The 19,297-nt window shown below is 62.6% G+C and carries 19 protein-coding genes; 7 read left to right on the forward strand and 12 right to left on the reverse strand.

Annotated elements, in window-relative coordinates; genetic code table 11:
- Window positions 1-30 precede the first annotated feature (30 nt).
- Window positions 31-915, reverse strand: a complete 885-nt coding sequence (locus CUR21_RS12855) for a DMT family transporter (RefSeq protein WP_100197402.1) — start codon at window positions 913-915, stop codon at window positions 31-33.
- A gap of 235 nt (window positions 916-1,150) precedes the next feature.
- On the opposite strand from CUR21_RS12855, the gene CUR21_RS12860 reads away from it, so the two are divergent.
- From CUR21_RS12860 to CUR21_RS12875, 4 genes are read left to right on the forward strand one after another with little or no spacing between them, the layout of a single operon-like run.
- Window positions 1,151-2,338: an exo-alpha-sialidase gene (locus CUR21_RS12860; RefSeq protein ID WP_100197403.1), complete on the forward strand. Its 1,188-nt coding sequence runs from the start codon at window positions 1,151-1,153 to the stop codon at window positions 2,336-2,338.
- On the forward strand, window positions 2,335-3,285 hold the full coding sequence (gene pdxA, locus CUR21_RS12865; RefSeq protein WP_100197404.1) for a 4-hydroxythreonine-4-phosphate dehydrogenase PdxA: 951 nt from the start codon (window positions 2,335-2,337) through the stop codon (window positions 3,283-3,285). Before CUR21_RS12860 ends, pdxA begins: the two co-directional genes overlap by 4 nt.
- Window positions 3,282-4,196: a dihydrodipicolinate synthase family protein gene (locus CUR21_RS12870; RefSeq protein ID WP_100197405.1), complete on the forward strand. Its 915-nt coding sequence runs from the start codon at window positions 3,282-3,284 to the stop codon at window positions 4,194-4,196. Before pdxA ends, CUR21_RS12870 begins: the two co-directional genes overlap by 4 nt.
- A complete protein-coding gene (locus CUR21_RS12875; protein ID WP_100197406.1) occupies window positions 4,193-5,314 on the forward strand; it encodes an iron-containing alcohol dehydrogenase in 1,122 nt (373 codons plus the stop codon). The genes CUR21_RS12870 and CUR21_RS12875 overlap by 4 nt, the downstream gene beginning before the upstream one ends.
- A gap of 33 nt (window positions 5,315-5,347) precedes the next feature.
- Here the strand turns inward: CUR21_RS12875 and CUR21_RS12880 are convergent, their stop codons facing one another.
- Window positions 5,348-6,067 carry a FadR/GntR family transcriptional regulator gene (locus tag CUR21_RS12880; protein ID WP_232622780.1) on the reverse strand — a complete coding sequence of 240 codons (720 nt, stop codon included), beginning with the start codon at window positions 6,065-6,067 and terminating at the stop codon, window positions 5,348-5,350.
- The gene (locus CUR21_RS12885) at window positions 6,064-7,083 is read right to left on the reverse strand and encodes a four-carbon acid sugar kinase family protein (protein WP_100197408.1); all 1,020 of its coding nucleotides are present in this window, start codon (window positions 7,081-7,083) and stop codon (window positions 6,064-6,066) included. Before CUR21_RS12885 ends, CUR21_RS12880 begins: the two co-directional genes overlap by 4 nt.
- Window positions 7,084-7,474: 391 nt before the next feature.
- On the opposite strand from CUR21_RS12885, the gene CUR21_RS12890 reads away from it, so the two are divergent.
- The 3 genes from CUR21_RS12890 (at window position 7,475) to CUR21_RS12900 (ending at window position 10,065) form a co-directional block, all read left to right on the forward strand.
- Window positions 7,475-8,290 (forward strand): MetQ/NlpA family ABC transporter substrate-binding protein, encoded by an 816-nt coding sequence (locus tag CUR21_RS12890; RefSeq protein WP_198431690.1) that lies wholly within the window; start codon window positions 7,475-7,477, stop codon window positions 8,288-8,290.
- 70 nt (window positions 8,291-8,360) lie between these two features.
- Window positions 8,361-9,431: a methionine ABC transporter ATP-binding protein gene (locus CUR21_RS12895; RefSeq protein WP_100197410.1), complete on the forward strand. Its 1,071-nt coding sequence runs from the start codon at window positions 8,361-8,363 to the stop codon at window positions 9,429-9,431.
- Complete coding sequence (locus tag CUR21_RS12900) at window positions 9,412-10,065, forward strand: methionine ABC transporter permease (RefSeq protein ID WP_100197411.1); 654 nt, start codon at window positions 9,412-9,414, stop codon at window positions 10,063-10,065. The genes CUR21_RS12895 and CUR21_RS12900 overlap by 20 nt, the downstream gene beginning before the upstream one ends.
- A gap of 56 nt (window positions 10,066-10,121) precedes the next feature.
- On the opposite strand, the gene CUR21_RS12905 is transcribed toward CUR21_RS12900, so the two are convergent.
- Genes CUR21_RS12905 through CUR21_RS12945 form a run of 9 tightly spaced genes read right to left on the reverse strand, consistent with a single transcriptional unit; the run spans window position 10,122 to window position 19,217 of the window.
- Window positions 10,122-10,892, reverse strand: coding sequence for an SDR family oxidoreductase (locus CUR21_RS12905; RefSeq protein WP_100197412.1), 771 nt, complete (start codon window positions 10,890-10,892; stop codon window positions 10,122-10,124).
- A complete protein-coding gene (locus CUR21_RS12910) occupies window positions 10,892-11,815 on the reverse strand; it encodes a dihydrodipicolinate synthase family protein (RefSeq protein WP_100197413.1) in 924 nt (307 codons plus the stop codon). The genes CUR21_RS12905 and CUR21_RS12910 overlap by 1 nt, the downstream gene beginning before the upstream one ends.
- Window positions 11,812-12,483 (reverse strand): aspartate/glutamate racemase family protein, encoded by a 672-nt coding sequence (locus CUR21_RS12915; protein WP_100197414.1) that lies wholly within the window; start codon window positions 12,481-12,483, stop codon window positions 11,812-11,814. The genes CUR21_RS12910 and CUR21_RS12915 overlap by 4 nt, the downstream gene beginning before the upstream one ends.
- The gene (locus CUR21_RS12920; RefSeq protein WP_100197415.1) at window positions 12,480-13,922 is read right to left on the reverse strand and encodes an amidohydrolase family protein; all 1,443 of its coding nucleotides are present in this window, start codon (window positions 13,920-13,922) and stop codon (window positions 12,480-12,482) included. The genes CUR21_RS12915 and CUR21_RS12920 overlap by 4 nt, the downstream gene beginning before the upstream one ends.
- Before the next feature lie 2 nt (window positions 13,923-13,924).
- Window positions 13,925-15,355 carry an ABC transporter substrate-binding protein gene (locus CUR21_RS12925; RefSeq protein ID WP_100197416.1) on the reverse strand — a complete coding sequence of 477 codons (1,431 nt, stop codon included), beginning with the start codon at window positions 15,353-15,355 and terminating at the stop codon, window positions 13,925-13,927.
- Entirely contained in the window at window positions 15,352-16,383 is a 1,032-nt protein-coding gene (locus CUR21_RS12930) for an ABC transporter ATP-binding protein (RefSeq protein WP_232622781.1), read from the reverse strand. The genes CUR21_RS12925 and CUR21_RS12930 overlap by 4 nt, the downstream gene beginning before the upstream one ends.
- Entirely contained in the window at window positions 16,380-17,375 is a 996-nt protein-coding gene (locus tag CUR21_RS12935; protein ID WP_100197417.1) for an ABC transporter ATP-binding protein, read from the reverse strand. Before CUR21_RS12935 ends, CUR21_RS12930 begins: the two co-directional genes overlap by 4 nt.
- Window positions 17,372-18,244 carry an ABC transporter permease gene (locus CUR21_RS12940; RefSeq protein ID WP_100197418.1) on the reverse strand — a complete coding sequence of 291 codons (873 nt, stop codon included), beginning with the start codon at window positions 18,242-18,244 and terminating at the stop codon, window positions 17,372-17,374. Before CUR21_RS12940 ends, CUR21_RS12935 begins: the two co-directional genes overlap by 4 nt.
- 7 nt (window positions 18,245-18,251) lie before the next feature.
- Window positions 18,252-19,217: an ABC transporter permease gene (locus CUR21_RS12945; RefSeq protein ID WP_100197419.1), complete on the reverse strand. Its 966-nt coding sequence runs from the start codon at window positions 19,215-19,217 to the stop codon at window positions 18,252-18,254.
- Between the last annotated feature and the right edge of the window lie 80 nt (window positions 19,218-19,297).

The following is a 19,297-nucleotide window of genomic DNA, read 5'->3' on the forward strand; positions in this document are numbered from 1 at the left end:
TTTCAGTAGTGCTGTCGTAGGTACTTCCACTCAATCCGCCCGCTGAGCAGGGGTCCTCCCTCCGCGCGAGGCAATCATGGCGGCGACACTGATAAGACCGCCCCCGACCCAGGTGGCGGGGCGGGCGGTCTCGGAGAACACCAGCCAGCCCAGCAGCGCGATCAGCGGTAGCCGCAAAAAATCGATTGGGGCCACGACAGAGGCATCGGCCAGACGAAACGCATGGGTCATCATCACCATGCAGGCCGCCCCTAGAACGCCCTGCAGCGCGAGCAGGCCCAACTGCGGCAGCGTTGGCGGAACCCAGACCGTCGCTGCCAGCACCGCCGCCATCGGCACCGTCAAGAGCAAGTTCAGAACCACAAGCGTGGCCGTACTGTCGCCCGAGGACATGCTTTTCAGCATGAGCTGAATCACCGCCTGCATGACCGCACCGGAAAGTGCGAACCCCATCCCCCATGTCAGCCCGGCACCCTGCGGACCAAGGATCACAAGTGCACCGACGAACCCCAAGCCCAGCGCGATCAGCTTCAGCAAGCCCAACCGCTCACCCAGCATCAGAGCCGCCCCGACCACCACGAATAACGGCGACGTGAAAGCGATGGCCGTCACATCTGTCAGCGGCCCCTGCGCAAAAGCAGCAAAGAATGCAACCAAGGCCGCAAGCTTCAACCCGGCGCGCAGCATGTGTTGACGTAATGTGAACACGCTTTGCAGAACGGCCGGACGCAGGATCACGAGGGGCAGCACCACCAGAGCACCGAAACTGGCGCGAAAGAACGCAATGACAAACGGATGCACATCGCCATCGATCGCACGCACGATCGCAGCATCAACCGCCGCTAAGCAGGCCCCCATAGCCGCGAGCCCTACAGCGAGGCTCGTCAACTGCTTTTGGCCACCCGCACGGATCATCTACCCCCCCGAATCCGGACGACACGCCCGGCACCACGACCATCCTCCGGGCGAATATATTTGTCAACACTTTCAACAATACCATCTGATGAACTGGATATATAGAAGTTAATTTGCTGTTTTTAAACAGTTTTATATTGATGACATTTCCAAATCCTCGAATAACACAAATCTTCAACTTGACAACTTAATAAATTTACTGCCCTCTCCCCTCATCACGGCCAAGGAGAGCGGCATGACTCCCACACAAATCAAAGACGGCATGACAGGAATTCTGCACACAGATGACAAAGGGCGCATCACAGCGCTTCTGCCGTCGCCCAAAGTGCATAACCATGCGGCGTTTCTGTCCTTGCAGCCTGATGGCGCCTTGATCTGCGCTTGGTTTGGCGGAACGCTTGAGGGCAAGTCGGATATTTCGATTCACGCGTCCGTCCTTTTGCCAAGCGCTTCAGCTTGGGGTGCGGCCCACGCGCTTTCAGCTGACGTGAACCATTCCGAACAGAATCCCGTTCTTTTCGCTGCACCCGATGGCGCACTTTGGCTGTTCCACACATCACAACCCTCCGGCAATCAGGATCAGTGCCGCATCCGCATGGCGCGGGTCACGCGCGACGGCGCAAAGCTGTCCACCGATGCAGGCCGTTACCTTGATCTGCCGCGGGGCTGCTTTGTGCGCGCCCCCGTGGTGCTGCGTGACGATGGCGCTTGGCTCTTACCAATTTTTCGCTGCGTCATGCGCCCCGGTCAAAAGTGGAACGGCAGTCATGACACCGCAAATCTGGGCGTGTCGACCGATGGTGGCGTCACATGGCGGCTGGAAGATGTGCCGGAGTCGATCGGCTCGGTGCATATGTCTCCGGTTCACCTTAAGGCCGGCAAGTGGGCTGCATTCTACCGCCGACGGCAGGCAGATTTTGTACACCGCTCGGTCAGCACGGATGGCGGGCAAAGCTGGTCAGCCCCAACGCCAACCGATGTGCCCAATAACAACTCCTCCATCGCCGCCATCAGCCTTGCGGACGGTCGTGTGGCCATCGTCTGCAACCCTGTGAACGCGGCGATGTCGCCAGACCGGCGCGCCTCTCTTTATGATGAACTGGGTGAGGACGACCCCCGCCCCGATGCCGACCCTACCGGCGGCTGCACGCCTGTTTGGGGAGTTCCGCGCGCGCCTGTCTCTGTCTGCGTTTCAGAAGATGGCGGGCAGACGTTCCCCCTAAGACTGGTTATCGAGGATGGCCCCGGCACCTGCACGTCGAACGACAGCCTCGATGGCCGCAACAAAGAGCTTTCTTACCCTTGGCTGCTGGAAGGACCGGATGGCGCACTGCACATCGCCTATACCTGTCACCGCCGGGCCATCCGCTACACCCGTCTGGCCCCTGGCTGGACCGCAGAGCTGAAGGACAGTCGCGCATGAGTGACATTATTGGCATTACCATGGGCGACCCAGCTGGCGTTGGCCCCGAAATCTGCATCAAAGCGCTGGCTGAGATGCCACCCGAAGACAGGGCGCGCACGCGCATTTACGGCAACCGCGCTACGCTTGAGGCTGCAAAGGCCGCCGTCGGCATCGATTTAAATCTCGAAAGCACCGTTGTGAATATTGAGTACGAAGGGGCGCCGCTGCCTTGGGGCAAGCTTTCTGCGGTGGCGGGCGATGCGGCCTTCAGCTTCATCAAGATGGCCGTGCAAGATGCTCAGGCGGGGACAATCGGCTGCATTGTTACCGCCCCAATCAATAAGGAGGCTCTTAACGCCGCGGGTCATCATTATGACGGCCACACCGGGATGCTCCGCAGCCTAACCGGATCGAAAGCGGCTTACATGCTGCTTGCCTCTGAGCGGCTTAAGGTCATCCACGTTTCTACACATGTCGCGCTGCAGGAGGCGATCCGTCGCTCCACGACGGAGCGGGTTCTGGCCACCATCCGCGCGGGCCACACACATTTGCAGCGCATCGGTTATGTTAAGCCCCGGATTGCTGTGGCCGGGATCAATCCGCATTGTGGCGAGAACGGCCTGTTCGGCACCGAAGATGACGATCAGATCGCGCCAGCGGTCAAGCTGGCGCAGGCGGAAGACATCGACGTGCAAGGCCCAATCTCGGCCGACACGGTCTTCCACCGCGCCTACAACGGCGCCTTCGATCTGGTCGTCGCCCAGTACCACGATCAGGGGCATATCCCGATCAAGCTGGTGGCATTCGATGACGCGGTGAACGTGTCTGTTGAGTTACCGATCGATCGGACTTCGGTGGATCACGGCACGGCATTCGACATCGCAGGCAAAGGCATTGCCAGTCATGGCAACATGCTTTCGGCCATCGCCTATGCCCGCAAACTGGTTTCGGGGGGAAAAAAATGAGCTTTGCGATTGAAGGCGTCTACTGCGCCGCCGCCACACCGCTACGATCAGACGGCACACCTGATCTTGCCCTTTTCGGCGCACACACCAAGGCGCTAATCGACGAAGGTTGCCATGGCATCGCGATGCTTGGATCCACCGGAGAGGCCAACAGCTTCTCCGCGCGCGAACGGATGGACCTTCTGGAGGCCGCGCTGGAGGGGGGCACCCTGCCCCAGCAGCTGCTTCCGGGCACCTCGTCTTGCGCGGTCACTGAGGCGGTCGAGATGACACGCCATGCGGTGCAGGCGGGCGTCAAGGGCGTTGTCCTGCTGCCCCCCTTTTACTACACCGCCTTCAGCGATGAGAGCCTCTTCCGATTTTACGCCACGATTATCGAACGGGTGAACGACCCCCGTTTGAAGGTGGTGCTGTATCATATCCCAATGCTGACCGGAGTGCCCATCAGTCACAGTTTGATCGAGAAGCTGATCAAAACCTTCCCCGAAACCGTGGTGGGCATCAAAGATAGCGACGGCAAGATAGAGAACATGCACGCGATCTCGGCTCGCTTCCCCGGATTTAGCGTGCTGGCCGGTGCCGATCCACTGCTGTTGCCGGTGCTGCAGGGCGGCGGCGCGGGCTGCATCACCGCCAGCTCGAACCTTGTCGCGCGCGAATTGCGCATCGTCTATGACCATTGGAACGATTTGGCGCAGACGGAAAAGGTTAAGGCGGCGCAGGATGTGATTGTTGCGTGGCGCAACCTGACCAACAGCTACACCCAGCTTCCCACCGTTAAGACAATGCTGGCTAAGCGCAGGGGGGATACGGGCTGGCTGAACGTCCACCCACCGTTTTCACCGCTTTCCGTGGCCGAAGCCAAACAAGTTTGGGCCACCATGGATCAGCTGGAAGCGGTGACAGCATGACCCTGTCGCACGCCATCAGCCTGCATCAACCCCGCCGCCTTGACATCGGAGCCAACTCCACGGCGCGGGTGGGCGGCTGGGCCCGTGATGCCGCCAGCATCTTCATACTGGCCACACCGCAGACGGCTGCTTTTGCAGAAAGGCTGTGTCTGCGTGGCAAAGTGACAGTCTTTTCCGACATCCTTGGCGAGCCCGACATCGTTACCTTTGAAGCTGCCCTGCAGGCCGCCCGTGCGGCCAAGCCGGATCTAGTGATCGGCCTTGGCGGCGGCTCGGTCATGGATGTGGCCAAACTGGTGGCTGCAATGTGGAACGGCGCGCAAACGCTTGGCGACGTGGCAGGCCCCAATCGGGTGGCAGGCCGCAGCACGCGGCTTGTTCAAGTGGCAACCACCGCAGGCACCGGATCGGAAGCGGGCATCCGTGCACTGATTACAGATAGGGACAAGGGAACGAAAGTTGCGGTGGAAAGCCCGTATCTGATCGCCGATCTGGCGGTACTGGACCCAACGCTCACCTATTCGGTGCCGCCAGCAGTGACGGCGGCCACCGGTATCGACGCATTGGCGCATTGCGTGGAGGCCTTCACCAACAAGAATGCCCACCCGGTTATCGACGGCTTCGCCCGCATGGGCATCGCGCTGGTCGGGACTTATCTGGCGCGCGCAGTGCGCGATGGGCAAGACACCGAGGCCCGCGAAGGCATGATGCTAGCCAGCTTTTATGGCGGCATCTGCCTTGGCCCGGTCAACACCGCTGCGGGGCATGCGCTTGCCTATCCGCTGGGCACGCTGCTACACCTGCCACACGGATTAGCCAATGCGATCATTTTTCCCCATGTACTTGCGTTCAACGAAAGCGCGGTGCCCTCGAAAACCGCCGAGGTGATCGACGCCCTTGGCCTTGCCCCGCGAGCGGAAGAAGAAGGCCTGTATAAGGCAGCGCACGCCTTTTGTGCCGAACTTGGGGTCGAAATGAGGCTGTCACAAAATGGCGCTTCGAAAGCGCAGTTGCCCCGCTTTGCACGTGATGCCCACGCCATCCGCCGACTGATGGACAACAATCCACGCGACATGACGGAGGACGAGGTCGAGGCGATCTACCGCGCCGCCTTCTGACAGAACGGATGGGCAGCCTTGCCCCTCCGGCACCTACTGCTCAGTTTCAGAACGCCGCTTTTCAAACAGGCGCCCGCGCGAGCCGATCAGATGGTCGCGCATGAGCGCGCGCGCAGCAGACACATCCCGATCGCGGATGGCTTCGAAGATGGCCGAGTGCTCACCGAACACGCGTGTCAGACCGCTCGCCTCTCGCTTTACCGAGGCGCCGTGAAACCGCATGCCCACTGCAATATGGTCTTTCAACGCTTCCATTGCCGTAGAGAAATAAGTGTTTTCCGAAGCCCGCGCGATAGCGAGATGGAACTGAAAATCGGCATCCTCGCGGTGAGACTGACGGTTTGTCGCGTCGCGCATCATTTCCAGCGCGGCGCTGATTGACGCGAGGCTGGCCGTATCCTGCCGCTCGGCGGCCAAGGCCGCAGCCTCCGGCTCTATGGTCACCCGGAATTCATAGCAATACAGCAGGTCAGACACATTCTCCAACTGGCCAAAGCCCAAGGGCTGCTTCAGGCCGATGACCCGCACAAAACTGCCCGCACCGCGCCGGGAATAGATCAAGCCCTGATCACGCAGCCGCTTCAGCGCCTCGCGCACGATGGGACGCGACACCTCGAACTCGGCCGCCAGGTCATGTTCGGTGGGAAGCCGTTCATCGGGCCGATAGGCCCCCGACTTTATGGCGCGCTGCAGCCGGTCGAACACCACATCTGCCAAAGACCGACGGCCCGCGCCCTCGCCCTGCCCCATCATGCGCCCCTTCTTAAAAGAGCGGCGAGGCGGATCAAGGTGTCGCCTCCGCCAAATCCGCCTGATTTCAAGATCACCGTCACTCTTTCTCCCCGCCCCATTGGCACGCCCGGCAGCACTTCACCGTCCAGATGCAGCAGTTCTAGCTCCATCTGCGCCAGTACCGCCTCGGCCGTGGCACCGCCGGTCAGAAAAATCGTATCTATCCCATCCGTCAGCGCGGGGTGCACCGAAGCGCCAAGCCTTAGCGCCACCTCATCCCCGGAAGCTACGGCCTCTCCCTGCACCGCCTGAACCAGCGTCAAACCCTGGGACGACGAAGCTTGGGCCACCGCCAGCTGACCGTTGGGCGCGGGCCGCCAGTCGACCCCCTCCTTGCGCAGCGCCTCGACCTGCGCCACCGTGATCGGATCCCGCGATCCTACCACCATCAGCGCGCGCGATGCGATAGGGCGCGGGGCCACTGCCTGCGCGCGGCCTGTCATTTGCACGGCCAAGGCCTCGGCGAGGCCGCGGGCACCCACCAAAAGCGCGCCTGCAGGCGCCGCTTTAAGCGCCATTGCCATGTCGCGCGACGTCTCGGTGTCGGGCACCGTAGCGCGAGTCGCAAGGTCGCCCAAAACCTTCGCCACCGGGATCGGGGCCTCAACGCCAAACCCGGTCACAGCACCGCTTCGCACGACACGACCGAAATCAGGGATGGCCGGGGCAACAAAAAGTGCACCCGGGGTTAAGGCGGTCAATTCAGCCGCAATATGCCCTTTCAACCGCGAGTCGACTTTCTTGAAGATCCGCGCACCAACCGGAAGCTGCTTCGCCACCTCTGCAAGCCGCGCCACCGCGACCGCTTCGGACACATCACGTGACTGCGTGCTGAATGCCACCACATCAGGAGCCAATGCCACTGCACGGGCCAAAGCGCCATGCGCCAGCGCCACAACAACGGAAAGTCCGCGCCCCGCGAAAGGCGCCGCCGCGTCAAGCGCACCGGTCAGATCGTCAGCGATGATACAAAGCAAAGATATTTCTCAACCGAATTGTTAGAAAGTTGATAACAACTATCCACTTTCCTGCGTTTGATAATGCTGACTTATATTGCACGCATCAAGGCTATAGTTGCAAATCTGATGCAAACTTACGAACCGAATTGCGAATAAGATTCAGCGGTGGTGCCCACCGCTTTTCCGGCCACCGGGCTTCGTTCGATTCGGTATAAGCAAGAAAGACCTGTTCAGGCACAGGGGACCAAATCCTGCGCGCAGCCCTTTTGAAGGGCGGTCCTTCTCTTTCCGATGCCGGGAACAGAACGGACGCCCTAACCCCTTGGATTGCAAATATGCGACTCGAACGATAGATATTCGCTATCCCGCGCAGCACTTTGCGAGGCTGTGCCGAAAGATGGAGAATTTTATGTCTGCAGATCATCGTTTCACGCGCCGCGCCCTTTTGGCGGCCTCCAGCTTTGCGCTCGCGCTCGCTTTCGGCCCGGCCGTGCAGGCCGATACGACCAAGATCAAGGTTGGCATCATTGGTGGCGAGGATGAAGCGGTCTGGGCCGTCGCTGCCGAGCAGGCCAAGGCGGCTGGCCTTGAACTGGAACTGGTGGTGTTCAACGATTACACCCAGCCGAACGAAGCCCTGCAGCGCGGCGAGATTGACGCCAATGCTTTCCAGCACGGTCCCTATCTTGACGCCCAGATCGCAGGCAACGGCTACACGATCACGCCCGTGGGCCTGACAGCGGTCTGGCCGATTGGCCTTTACTCCACCAAGGTCGACACGGTTGCCGAACTGCCCGACGGGGCGGTGGTGGGCGTGCCCAACGATCCGTCCAATGCGGGCCGCGCCTTGAACCTGCTTCAAGCCCAAGGGCTGATCACCCTGCGTGAGGATGCGGGCATTCTGGCCACCGCCGCCGATATCGTTGAAAACCCCAAGAACCTTGACATCAAGGAACTGGACGCCGGGGTTGTGGGCCGGGCCATCGCCGACCTGGATGCCGCCGTGGTCAACACCGATTGGGCGTTGAAATCGGGGCTGGTGCCAGAAACCGACCGCATCGCGCAAGAGGCTGTGGAGGGCAACCCCTACAACAACTTCATTGCCGTAAAGACCGACCGCAAGGATGAGCCTTGGGTGAAGGATCTGGTTGCCGCCTATCAGAATGAAGCCGTGCGGGCAGAGTTCGACAAGGTTTACAAAGGCACGGGCATCGCCGCCTATTGAGGATACGGGCGTCTCATGATCGGAAACGGGGCGACCTTCGCCCCGTTTCTCGCATTTCAAGGACTAGAGAATGGCTGACACAGCTTTCAACGGCGCAGACATGGCACAGACAGGCCCCATCGTGGCCTTGCAGGGCGTGTCCCGCCGCTTTGGCGACCGCCCGGCCCTGCAAGACATCACCGCCACCATCGCGCGCGGCGAGATCATCGGGCTGATTGGCCGCTCCGGCGCGGGCAAATCCACCCTGATCCGTGTGCTCAACGGTTTGGATCGTCCGCAAGCTGGACGCGTGGTCATTGCAGGGCAGGACATCACCGATCTGGACGAGGCCGCGTTGCAGCCGATCCGTCGCCGGATCGGCATGATCTTCCAGCACTTCAACCTGCTCGCCCAGCGTACCGTGGCCGAGAATGTGGCCCTGCCGCTCAAGATCGCGGGGCAAGCGCCTGCCGCGCGGCGCAAGCGGGTGCTGGAATTGCTGGATCTGGTCGGACTCGCCGACAAGGCCGACCAATACCCCGCGCAGCTTTCGGGCGGGCAAAAGCAACGCGTCGGCATCGCCCGCGCCTTGGCCCCCGATCCTGTGCTGTTGCTGTCAGACGAGGCGACATCGGCGCTGGACCCTGAAACCACGCATTCGATCCTTGATCTGCTGGCGCGGGTCAATCGGGACTTGGGGCTGACCATCCTGATGATCACCCATGAAATGGAAGTCGTGCGGCGTATTGCGGGCCGGGTTCTGGTGCTGGATGCGGGGCGCATCATCGAAGAAGGCCCGGTGGCGCGTGTTCTGGCCTCGCCGCGCGGCGACACCACAAAAAGCCTTGTCAGCGGCCTGTCTCCGAGCCTGCCTGCGGATCTGCTCGCACGGCTGGCCCCGACAGGAGAGCAGGCGCTGTTGCGTGTCGACCTGACAGGGACCGCCGCGCGTTTGCCGATCTTGCAGCGCATCTCGCGCCTGACCGGGACGGATGCCCGGCTGCTGCATGGCGGCGTGGGCGATGTGCAGGGAGAACCCTACGCGCGCTTTTTCATCGCCTTGGGCACGGCCGATCACGCCACTGTCGCGCAGGTCACCGCTGACCTGCATCCTCTTGCCACCGCTGTGGAGGTTCTGGGCCATGTCCCCCATGATGTTTGATCTGCTGCTGACGGGCCTTTGGGAAACCATTGTCATGACTGGGGTTTCCGGTGCGCTGTCTTTTGTGCTGGGCTTGCCGCTGGCCCTGATCCTGTTCACCACCGAAAAGGGTGGGATCTATGAAAATGTCGCGCTGAACCGCATTCTCGGCGGGATCGTCAACGCGCTGCGCTCGGTGCCGTTCATCATCCTGCTGGTCGCGGTCATCCCCCTGACCCGCCTGATCGTGGGCACCGCCATCGGCATCTCGGCCGCCATCGTGCCGCTGACCATCGCCGCCACACCCTATTTCGCCCGGATCGCCGAAGTGTCCTTGCGTGAGGTGGATCGCGGCCTGATCGACGCCGCGCGCGCCATGGGGGCCAGCCGCTGGACCATCGTGCGCGAGGTGCTGGTGCCAGAGTCGCTTCCGGGTGTGATCTCGGGCTTCACCGTCACGCTGGTCACGCTTGTGGGCGCCTCGGCCATGGCGGGCGCGGTCGGAGCGGGCGGATTGGGAGATCTGGCGATCCGCTACGGCTATCAGCGCTTTGAAACCGGCGTGATGATTGCGGTCGTCGTGGTGCTGATCATCTTGGTCTGGGGCATGCAAGGCGCGGGCGATTGGCTGGCCCGGCGGCTCAATCACCGCTGATCCGACTGGCGCGCCCCTTCCCGCATGCGGTCTGGGGCGCGGCCGTTCTTTTGCGATCAGATCGCTTTGATCGCGCCGCCATCAATGCGGATGCGTGAGCCTGTCACATATCCGGCCCGCTCCGAGGCAAGGAAGGTCACCACATCGGCGAACTCTTCGGGCTTGCCGTAGCGCCCTGCCGGGATCGTCGCACGGGATTTCTCGGCGACTTGAGCCACTTCTGTCTGCGTGCGTTTGGCGGCGGCGGCATCGAGTTCATCCACCCGCTCGGTATGGATGCGCCCCGGCAGCACCACGTTCACCGTGATGCCATCCGCCGCGACCTCATTTGCAAGGGTTTTTGACCACCCGACCACGGCCGAGCGCACGCCGTTTGACAGCGCAAGGTTCGGGATCGGTTGTTCGACCCCAGAGGAGGTGATGGAAATCACCCGCCCCCATTGGCGGCTTTGCATCGGCGGCAGCAGCCGTGCGGTGAGGTGAAACAGGTTGGCGGCCATCGCCTCGAAATGCAGGATCCATGCGGCGCGCTCTGCGCCCATGGCGGTGCCGGGCGGCGGGCCACCGCTGTTGTTCACCACGATATCCACGCCACCTTGTGCCAAAAGCCTGTCCGCCAAGGCATCGACGCTGGCAATATCGGCAAGGTCAAGCTGCACGGGGTGCACCAAGGGATTGCCCGCGGCCCAAGCCGTTATCTTGTCAAGGCTGCGTGCCGCGGCGATCACACTTGCGCCTTCGGCCGCCAGCGACATGGCAATCGCCTTGCCAAGACCACGGCTGGCCCCCAGCACAAGGGCGCGTTTTCCTGTCAGACCCAAATCCATCAGTTCAGTTCCTTCAACCGTTTGTCCAACCGCGTCATCAGCACATCCACCTCTTGCCGTGTCTGCGCCGAAAGCGCTGCCCCCGGCTTGCGCAAGGCGTCATGGGCGATCACCCCGCGCTTGGCCAAGACATACTTGCGGATCGCCAGCCCCAGCCCCGGCTGCTGTTCAAAGCGCGCCAGCGGCAGATAGGCATCAAACAGATCGCGCGCGGCGTCGATGCGGCCTTCGTCGAAAAGCCGCACCACGCCCGTCATCATTTCAGGGTAGGCAAAGCCGGTCATTGCGCCATCGGCCCCGCGCACCATCTCTTCCGGCAGGAAAACCCCGCCATTGCCGCAGAGAATGGAAATGCGGCGGTTCAGCACGCCGTCGCGCCGCAGGGCCGAGATCTTTTCAAGCCCCGGCCAATCTTCATGCTTGAGGCAGACACAGGTGGGGAGTTCGTTCACGATGCGCGCGATCACGCTGACCGACATCTGCACCGAAGTGACCAGCGGGAAATCCTGCAACACAAAGGGCACATCGCCGATCAGTTCCGCCACCTGCCGGTAATAGGTGACGATCTGGTCATCCGTGCGCAGGGCGGAAGGCGGCGCGATCATCACCGCAGCGGCCCCCATATCCATCACCATCCGCGTCAGGGTCGAGATCTGTGCGAAACCGGGAGCAGAGACGCCCACAACAACCGGCACGCGGCCATCCACCCGAGCGAGGATGCGCGCCACAACGTCGCGCGACTCCTCGACCGTCAACTTCGGGGCCTCGCCCATCATGCCCAGCACGGTCAGGCCGGTCGCCCCTGCGTTCAGATAGAAATCCACCATCGTGTCGCAGCTTTCCATGTCGATCCGGCCATCGGGATGAAACGGGGTCACCGCGATGACGTAAACGCCGCGTGCGTCTGTGGTAAGCTGGGTCATGGTCTGTCCTTGAATGTCTTTTGCAATGCAACGCGCCCGATCGCCATGGCCACGGCGGCTTGGCAGGGTTCAACCACCGGCAGGCCCAGATGGTCCTCCAGTTCGCTGCGATAGGCTGTCATGCCCGCGCATCCCAGAATGATGACATCCGCCATCGCCGTATCCCGCAATTGGGCCCCCACGGTTTTCAACCGCTCGAAAGTGCGGGTCTTGTCTTGAAGGTCAAGCACGCCGAGTTCAAGCGGCATATCCGCCGCCAAGCGGTCCATCACCCCCATCGCGCCCACATAGCGCATGTGCCGAGGAATGCTGCGCGACAGGATCGAGACGATGCCGAACCGCTGGCCCAAAGTCATCGCCGTAAGGATCGAAGCCTCTGCGATGCCCAGAACGGGCCGCGCCGATTGCTCGCGCAGCGCGGCAAGGCCGGGGTCGGAATAGCAGGCCACGACAAAGGCACTGGCGCTGTCTTCCAAGCGCGCACAATGGGCCAGCAACGGCGTCACCACCCCGTCGACATGCGCCTGCGTCTCGATGCCGGGGGGACCTTCGGCAAGCGTGCGCGCTTCGATGGCCACCGGCGTCATCGCCCGCATCGGATCAACCGCGCGGGTGATGCCATCGGTCACATGCTGGCTGCTGTTGGGATTGATCACATAAATCGTCATGGCCTGCGCCCCTCCTGCCCCCAGAAATCGGCGGGCAATTCAAGATCGGCGGCAGCGCCGATCCGGTCAATCATCAGCGCGGCTTGCGCGGCCGCATCGGCCAGCACCTCGGCCGCGTCCACGCCGGTGGCGCGGCCATCGCGCAAGACCATGCGGCCCGCCACCATCACCGATGACACGTCATTGCCATTGGCAAAACAGACCAGACGGTGCACCGGCATGTTGGGCGGCGCAAGATGCGGCTTTCGCAGGTCCACCAGCACCAGATCCGCCGCCTTTCCCGTTTCAACGGACCCGATCCGGTCGGCCATCCCCAAGGCCTCGGCGGCGCCGATGGTGCACATCTCCAAGACCTTGCCGATCGGCAGAACGGAAGGATCGCGAAAGAAGGTGCGGTGGTAGTGCATGGCCTGCTGCATGTGGCGGAACATATCGCCCGACCGGTCTGGCGCGGTGGCATCCGACCCAAGCGCCACGCAGGCCCCGGCGGCCATCAGCTCGATCGCCGGGCAGCGTCCCATCACCGAGGCGATGGCCGAAGGGTTGTGCGCCACCTTGGTGCCAGTCTCTGCGATCAGGGCGATTTCATCCTCGTGCAGGTCGATGCAATGCGACAGCAAGCTGTCCGGCCCAAGCAGGCCAAGGTGTTTGGCCCGCCGCACCGACCCGCGCCAATGGCCATCTTGCGTGAAGATCAGCCCGCGCGCCCGCGCATAGTCGCGGATGATCTGCGACTGGTCACAAGCGGCGGCGTAATCGCCGGGGGCCATGTCGCGTTCATGTTCATCGCGCAGCACCGGATACAGCAGCGCAATCTGGATGCGCCCGTCATGGGTGTTGTGCCAGTCTTCCACGATCTTGCGGCAGGTCTGGAACTGACGGTCAAAGCCCACGTCGTAGGTGTTTTGCGTCTCTCCCGCCCAATCCGCATAGCGGCGCGGATGCGGGGCGCGGGTCGGCCCCACCGCCACCATGCTGCGGGTGCCCACCTCGACCACCGCACGGCAATGCGCCTCGGCATAGGCCGGGTCATCCGTCCGCATGATCGTGTCGCCGCCCCCCAGCAACGACACCCCGGTGGTCACGCCAAAACGCAAGCGTTCCAGCGCGGCAAGACGTGCCTCGGCATACCAGAAAGCGGGGGGCGAGGCTTGGGTGTAAACCTCGCCGCAGATTTCTTCCCAACGGTCACCGCCATGCATCCCGATGGACTTGACCAGCCCGTGGCCCGCATGCGCATGCACGTCGATCAGGCCGGGAATGACGATTTGCCCGCTGGCATCCACGGTTTCAGCCGCCTCGATGCCACGCAGGGCCTTGGCCGTGTCAACCGCAATGATCTGCCCGTCGCGCACCGCGACGGCGCCTTCGGCGATCACGCGCCGGGCCGGGTCCATGGTGACGACAACGCCACCGGTGATCAGTGTATCCGCCTGCATGGTCAGCCCTCGTCAAGTGCGGGCAGGCGCGCCACGTCGATCACGCCGTCCACCGGCATCTGGAAATCGGGATGCCGCCCGGCAAGTCCGATCACCCGCAGCGGGTTGTAGAGCGTCAACCACGCCGGATCCTCTTGCATCATCGCATAGGCCTTGCCCCAGATCGCCGCCCGACTTGCGCGGTCGGTGGTGACGCGGCCTTCGTCGATCAGCGCCTCGATGCGAGGGTTGGCGTAGCCTTGCCACCACGCCCCGGCGACGCGGGAGTCGATTTTCTCATAGAGCACGCGGTAGGTGCTCATCGGGCTTGAGTCAAAGACGCAAAGATCGCGGATCTCTTTGCGGCGGACCATATGCGCATAATCTTCGCGTTCGGGGTGAATGTGGACGTTCAGGCGGATCCCCACCTGCGCCAGTTGTGCGCCAAGTGCTGCCGTCAGCCGTTCAGCCTCATCCGGCAGTCGGGTCGGGCAATCCACTTCGAGCGTCAGCCCTTGGGCAAAACCCGCCTCGGCCAGCAAGGCGCGGGCGGCGGCGTGATCCGGCCCAGTTGCACCACCCTGCCCCGCGCCATAATGCACCGGGCTGACAAAGCCTTCAAGCGGACGCGCCGCCCCTGCCACCACAGTATCGATCAGCGCGGCGCGGTCCACCGTCAACGCAAGCGCCTTGCGCACCCGCGCATCCGCCAAGGGCCCTTTTGCCGCGTTCAGAAGGTAAATGATGGCGACCGGAGACAGGAACACATGCCGCATGTCCCCCAAGCTCTGCGAGGCGACGAAGTCCAGCCCATTGGCCACCTGCACCGCGCCACGCTTTAGCAGCGCCAGCCGCTCGGCCGGCTCTGGCACCGCGCGCCATGTCACGCTGGCATTGGCAGGCGTTCCCGCGAAATGATCCTCCACCCGGATGGCCGTGATCTCCCCGGGGTGGATCGTGGTGATCCGGTAAGGGCCAGAGCCGATCTGGCTGCCGTGATCCCCCGCATCCAAGGCGGCAAAGGCCGAGGGCGCCACGATGAAACCTTGCTCCAGCACATCGAGCAGATCGGCCATCGGCGCGCGCAAACGCACCACCAAAGTGGTCGCATCCTGCACCTCCAACTCTGCATCGCCCAGATACTGCCGCCAGACAGCGGGCGCGCCCAGCGTATAGCCTTTGTCCTCGCGCGCCATCCGGGCAAGCGATGCTGCCACGGCAGCCGCATCGCAGGGCGTGCCGTCGTGAAACCTCACACCGGGGCGCAGATGAAAGGTCCAGACCTTGGCATCCGAGGCCACCTCCCACTGGTGTGCCAGATGGGGCACATAATCCTGCGCCACGCGCCGCACCAGCGTGTCATAGACCGCGTGGTAGATTGTCAGCGTATCGCTGGCATCGGTGCAGTCATGCGGGTCTTGCAGCGCCACTCTGGCTTGCGCGATCGTTGTCATGCCGTATCCCTTTCAGGTTCGTCCACCAGATGGCAGGCAACCTTTTGCCCGCCGCCCACATCGGCCAATCGTGGCCTTTCCCGCGCGCAGCGCTCCCATGCCAGCGGACAGCGCGTGCGGAAACAACAGCCCGAGGGCAAGGACAGCGCCGAAGGCACCTCACCGCCAAGGCTGATTTCGTCTTCCGCGCGCCGCTCCTTGATGCTGGGGGCCGCTGACAAGAGCGCCCGCGTGTAAGGGTGGCGCGGGCGCGAGAACAAGGCATCACGCGGCGCGGTTTCCACGAGGAAACCCAAGTACATCACCCCCACCGTATCGGCGATGTGATGCACCACCGACAGATCGTGGCTGATGAACAGGTAGGCCAGCCCGAATTCGTCGCGCAAATCCATCATCAGGTTCAGGATCTGCGCCTGAATCGACACATCCAGCGCTGACACAGGCTCATCCGCGATGATCAGATCCGGCATCACCGACAGTGCCCGCGCGATCCCGATCCGTTGCCGCTGCCCGCCAGAAAACTGGTGCGGATAACGCCCGCCATGTTCGACACTCAGCCCCACCTTGGCCAGCAATTGCTCGATCCGCGCGGGCACGCCCTTTCGCTCGGCAGCGGTGCGCGTTTGTTGCAGCAAGGGCTCGGCCACGATGTCGCGCACTTTCTGGCGCGGGTTCAACGAAGCGTAAGGATCTTGAAAGATCATCTGCATCCGGGACCGCACCGGCAGCATCTTGGCGAAACCGTATTGGGCGATATCCTCGCCATCCACGCGGATTTCGCCTTCTGTGGGCTTGTGAATGCGCGCGATGGTCTTGGCGACCGTGGATTTGCCGCAGCCGCTTTCGCCCACCAAGGCCATGATCTCGCCCCGGTTGATCGCAAAGCTCACGCCATTCACCGCGTGGACAACAGGCGTTTCCAACCGGATGCCGCCTTTGCCAAACGCGATGCGGTCGAGCACGCTGCCCCCCACTGAGAAATGCATCTTGAGGTCGCGGACCTCGAGGATCGGCACTGCGGCGCTCACGCGGGTTCTCCGGGTTGCAGGGGGTAATGGCAGGCGGCCGAGCGCGCGGCATTAAGCGCGCGCAAAGGCGGTTCTTCCACCGCGCAAAGCGCCTGCGCCCTTGGGCAGCGCGCGCGAAAGGCACAGCCCGGTGGCAGGTTGCGAATGTCGGGGACCATGCCGGGGATCTGGCGCAAGCGCGGGTGGCGGTTCGACGGATCGGGAATGCTGTCAATCAGCCCGCGTGTATAAGGATGCGCAGGGGCCGCGATCAGCGCCCGCGTCGGCCCCCGCTCGACCACCTTGCCACAATACAGCACCGTGATGTGATCGGCCATTTCCGACACCACCGCCAGATCATGGGTGATCAGGATCATCGACGCCCCGCGCGCCGCGATCTGCTGGCGCATCAGCTTGAGGATCTGGCTCTGGATCGTCACATCCAGCGCCGTGGTCGGCTCGTCCGCGATGATCAGGCGCGGTTGCGCCAAAAGCGCGATGGCGATCACCACCCGCTGGCGCATCCCGCCGGAAAACTGGTGCGGGTAGGCCCCCAGCCGATCCGCCGCCCGGCTGATCCCCACGCTTTCCAGCATGGCCACACAGGCCTCGCGCCGCGCCGCGGCATCCAGATCGGTATGCAGGCGCAGCACCTCGTCCATCTGCTGGCCCACCGTGTGCAGCGGGTTCAGCGACGTCATCGGGTCCTGAAACACCATCGAGATGTCGCGGCCCCGGATCTGGCGCAGGCGCGGCTCTCCGGCGGTGACCAGATCCTCACCGTCGAGCAGGATCTGCCCGCCCTCGATCTTGCCGGGGCTGTCGATCAGGCCAAGGATGGAAAACCCCACCACCGACTTGCCGCCGCCGCTTTCGCCCACCAGCCCCATGATCTCGCCAGTGCCAATCTCGAAGCTGACTCCGTTCACCGCCTTTACGGTTCCGGCAAAGGTGTGGAAATGCGTGCGCAGATCCCGCACGGCCAGAAGGGCGTTTTGCGTCTGTGCCGTCATTTCAGCCTCGGGTTCAGTTCGTCGCGCAGGAAATCGCCAAACAGGTTGATGCCGAACACCAAGGCCATGATGGCAAGGCCGGGAAAGACGGAGGTCCACCACAGCCCGCTGAACAGCACGTCAAAGCCGTTCTTGATCAGAAGCCCCAGCGAAGGCTGGGTGATCGGCACCCCCACCCCCAGAAAGCTCAGCGATGCCTCGATCAGCACAAAAGTGCCGACCTGAATGGTGGCGATCACGATCAGGGGCGTCATCACATTGGGCAGCACATGCTTGCGGATGATCTTGGCGTTTGGCAGGCCCGCGACCTTGGCCGCCTGCACATATTCCTTCTTGATCTCCGACAGCGTGGTGCCGCGCACCGTGCGGGCATAGACCACCCACCCCACCGCCGTCAGCGCGATCAGAACCTTGTCGACCCCGGTCCCCACCGCCGACATCAGGAACAGCGCGATCAGGATGGATGGGAACGACAGCTGGATATCCGCGATCCGCATGATGACGGAGTCGATGATCCCGCCATAAAACCCCGCCACAAGCCCAAGAAAGGTGCCAATCACACAGGAGGCCACCATCGCGACCAGCCCGATGAACAGCGAAATCCGCGCGCCATAAAGGATCGAGGCCCAGACATCGCGTCCCTGCCCGTCTGTGCCCAACAGAAACCGCGCATCCCCGCCGTCCATCCAGAACGGCGGCTTGTAGCTGTCCATCAGGTTCAGCCCGGCAATGTCATAGGGATTCTGGCTTACAAGAAACGGTCCTGCCGTCACCGCCAGCACGAAGCCCACCATCAGCGCGCTGCCCAAGATGGCCGAGGTGCTGCGCGTGTAATTGTGAAAGAACTCTGATTGGACGAAGCTGCTCATACGCCCCTCATTTCAAGGTGATGCGGGGATCGATCAGCGTGTAGACCAGATCGACCAGAAAATTGATGACGACGAAGATCAGCGCCACCAGCATCAGATAGACCACGATCACCGGGCGGTCGGCGCGATAGATCGAGTCGATCAGCAGCTTGCCCATCCCCGGCCAAGAAAAGATCGTCTCGGTGATGGTGGCAAAAGCGATCAGATCGCCCAATTGCAGACCAAAGATCGTCACCACCGGGATCAGCGCGTTCTTAAGGCCATGCTTATACAGCACATCCTGCCGGGTCGCGCCCTTAGCGCGCGCAAATTTCATGTAGTCCTGCCGCGCCACTTCCATCATCCCGGCGCGGGTCATGCGCAAGAGGATGGCCATTGTTGCCAAGGAGAGGGTGACCGCAGGCAGGATGATGTGGTGCCAGCCATTTGCGGTGACCAGACTGGTCCGCACGCCCAGCACCTCGCCGGTTTCCCCGCGCCCCGAAGACGGGAACCAGCCCAGGTAGACGGCAAAGAAATAGATCAGCACCATGCCAACCCAGAACCCCGGCAAGGACACCCCCATCAGCGATCCGGCCATGATGATGCGGCTGAGCCGCCCCTTGGGGTTTGCCCCGGCATAGACCCCCAGCGGAATGGCCACGACGACTGCAATCAGCATCGCGACCAGCACCATTTCAACCGTCGCCGGCATCCGCTCGACAATCAGACTGAGCGCGGGTTGGCGGAACACATAGGATTGCCCGAAATCGCCCTGCAACAGGCTGGTGATGAAGATCCAGTATTGCACCGGCAAAGACTGATCGAGGCCGAGAATGCGCCGGGCCTGCGCGATCTGATCCTCGGTGGCATCGATCGGCACGATCATGAACACCGGGTCCCCGGTAAAGCTCATCATCAAAAAGACGACCAAAGACACGACCCAGAGCACCAGAAGCATCTGGATCAGGCGTTTGATAAGGTATCCAAACATATCAGATTGCTGACTTTTCTTGTGCTGAAGGTCAGAAAATGCCCCGGCTTCGCGCACGCACGCGGCCGGGGCAATGACGC

It is taken from the genome of Pseudorhodobacter sp. MZDSW-24AT, assembly GCF_002794355.1.
GTDB lineage: Bacteria > Pseudomonadota > Alphaproteobacteria > Rhodobacterales > Rhodobacteraceae > Pseudotabrizicola.

Excerpts from the sequence above, each read along its gene's own strand:
- CUR21_RS12905 (WP_100197412.1), bottom strand. The coding sequence starts at position 10,892 with ATGGATTTGGGTCTGACAGGAAAACGCGCCCTTGTGCTGGGGGCCAGC.
- pdxA (WP_100197404.1), top strand. The coding sequence starts at position 2,335 with ATGAGTGACATTATTGGCATTACCATGGGCGACCCAGCTGGCGTTGGC.
- CUR21_RS12935 (WP_100197417.1), bottom strand. The coding sequence starts at position 17,375 with ATGACGGCACAGACGCAAAACGCCCTTCTGGCCGTGCGGGATCTGCGC.
- CUR21_RS12890 (WP_198431690.1), top strand. The coding sequence starts at position 7,475 with ATGTCTGCAGATCATCGTTTCACGCGCCGCGCCCTTTTGGCGGCCTCC.
- CUR21_RS12915 (WP_100197414.1), bottom strand. The coding sequence starts at position 12,483 with ATGACGATTTATGTGATCAATCCCAACAGCAGCCAGCATGTGACCGAT.
- CUR21_RS12900 (WP_100197411.1), top strand. The coding sequence starts at position 9,412 with ATGTCCCCCATGATGTTTGATCTGCTGCTGACGGGCCTTTGGGAAACC.
- CUR21_RS12855 (WP_100197402.1), bottom strand. The coding sequence starts at position 915 with ATGATCCGTGCGGGTGGCCAAAAGCAGTTGACGAGCCTCGCTGTAGGG.
- CUR21_RS12910 (WP_100197413.1), bottom strand. The coding sequence starts at position 11,815 with ATGACCCAGCTTACCACAGACGCACGCGGCGTTTACGTCATCGCGGTG.
- CUR21_RS12860 (WP_100197403.1), top strand. The coding sequence starts at position 1,151 with ATGACTCCCACACAAATCAAAGACGGCATGACAGGAATTCTGCACACA.
- CUR21_RS12880 (WP_232622780.1), bottom strand. The coding sequence starts at position 6,067 with ATGATGGGGCAGGGCGAGGGCGCGGGCCGTCGGTCTTTGGCAGATGTG.
- CUR21_RS12920 (WP_100197415.1), bottom strand. The coding sequence starts at position 13,922 with ATGCAGGCGGATACACTGATCACCGGTGGCGTTGTCGTCACCATGGAC.
- CUR21_RS12875 (WP_100197406.1), top strand. The coding sequence starts at position 4,193 with ATGACCCTGTCGCACGCCATCAGCCTGCATCAACCCCGCCGCCTTGAC.
- CUR21_RS12925 (WP_100197416.1), bottom strand. The coding sequence starts at position 15,355 with ATGACAACGATCGCGCAAGCCAGAGTGGCGCTGCAAGACCCGCATGAC.
- CUR21_RS12895 (WP_100197410.1), top strand. The coding sequence starts at position 8,361 with ATGGCTGACACAGCTTTCAACGGCGCAGACATGGCACAGACAGGCCCC.
- CUR21_RS12870 (WP_100197405.1), top strand. The coding sequence starts at position 3,282 with ATGAGCTTTGCGATTGAAGGCGTCTACTGCGCCGCCGCCACACCGCTA.
- CUR21_RS12945 (WP_100197419.1), bottom strand. The coding sequence starts at position 19,217 with ATGTTTGGATACCTTATCAAACGCCTGATCCAGATGCTTCTGGTGCTC.
- CUR21_RS12940 (WP_100197418.1), bottom strand. The coding sequence starts at position 18,244 with ATGAGCAGCTTCGTCCAATCAGAGTTCTTTCACAATTACACGCGCAGC.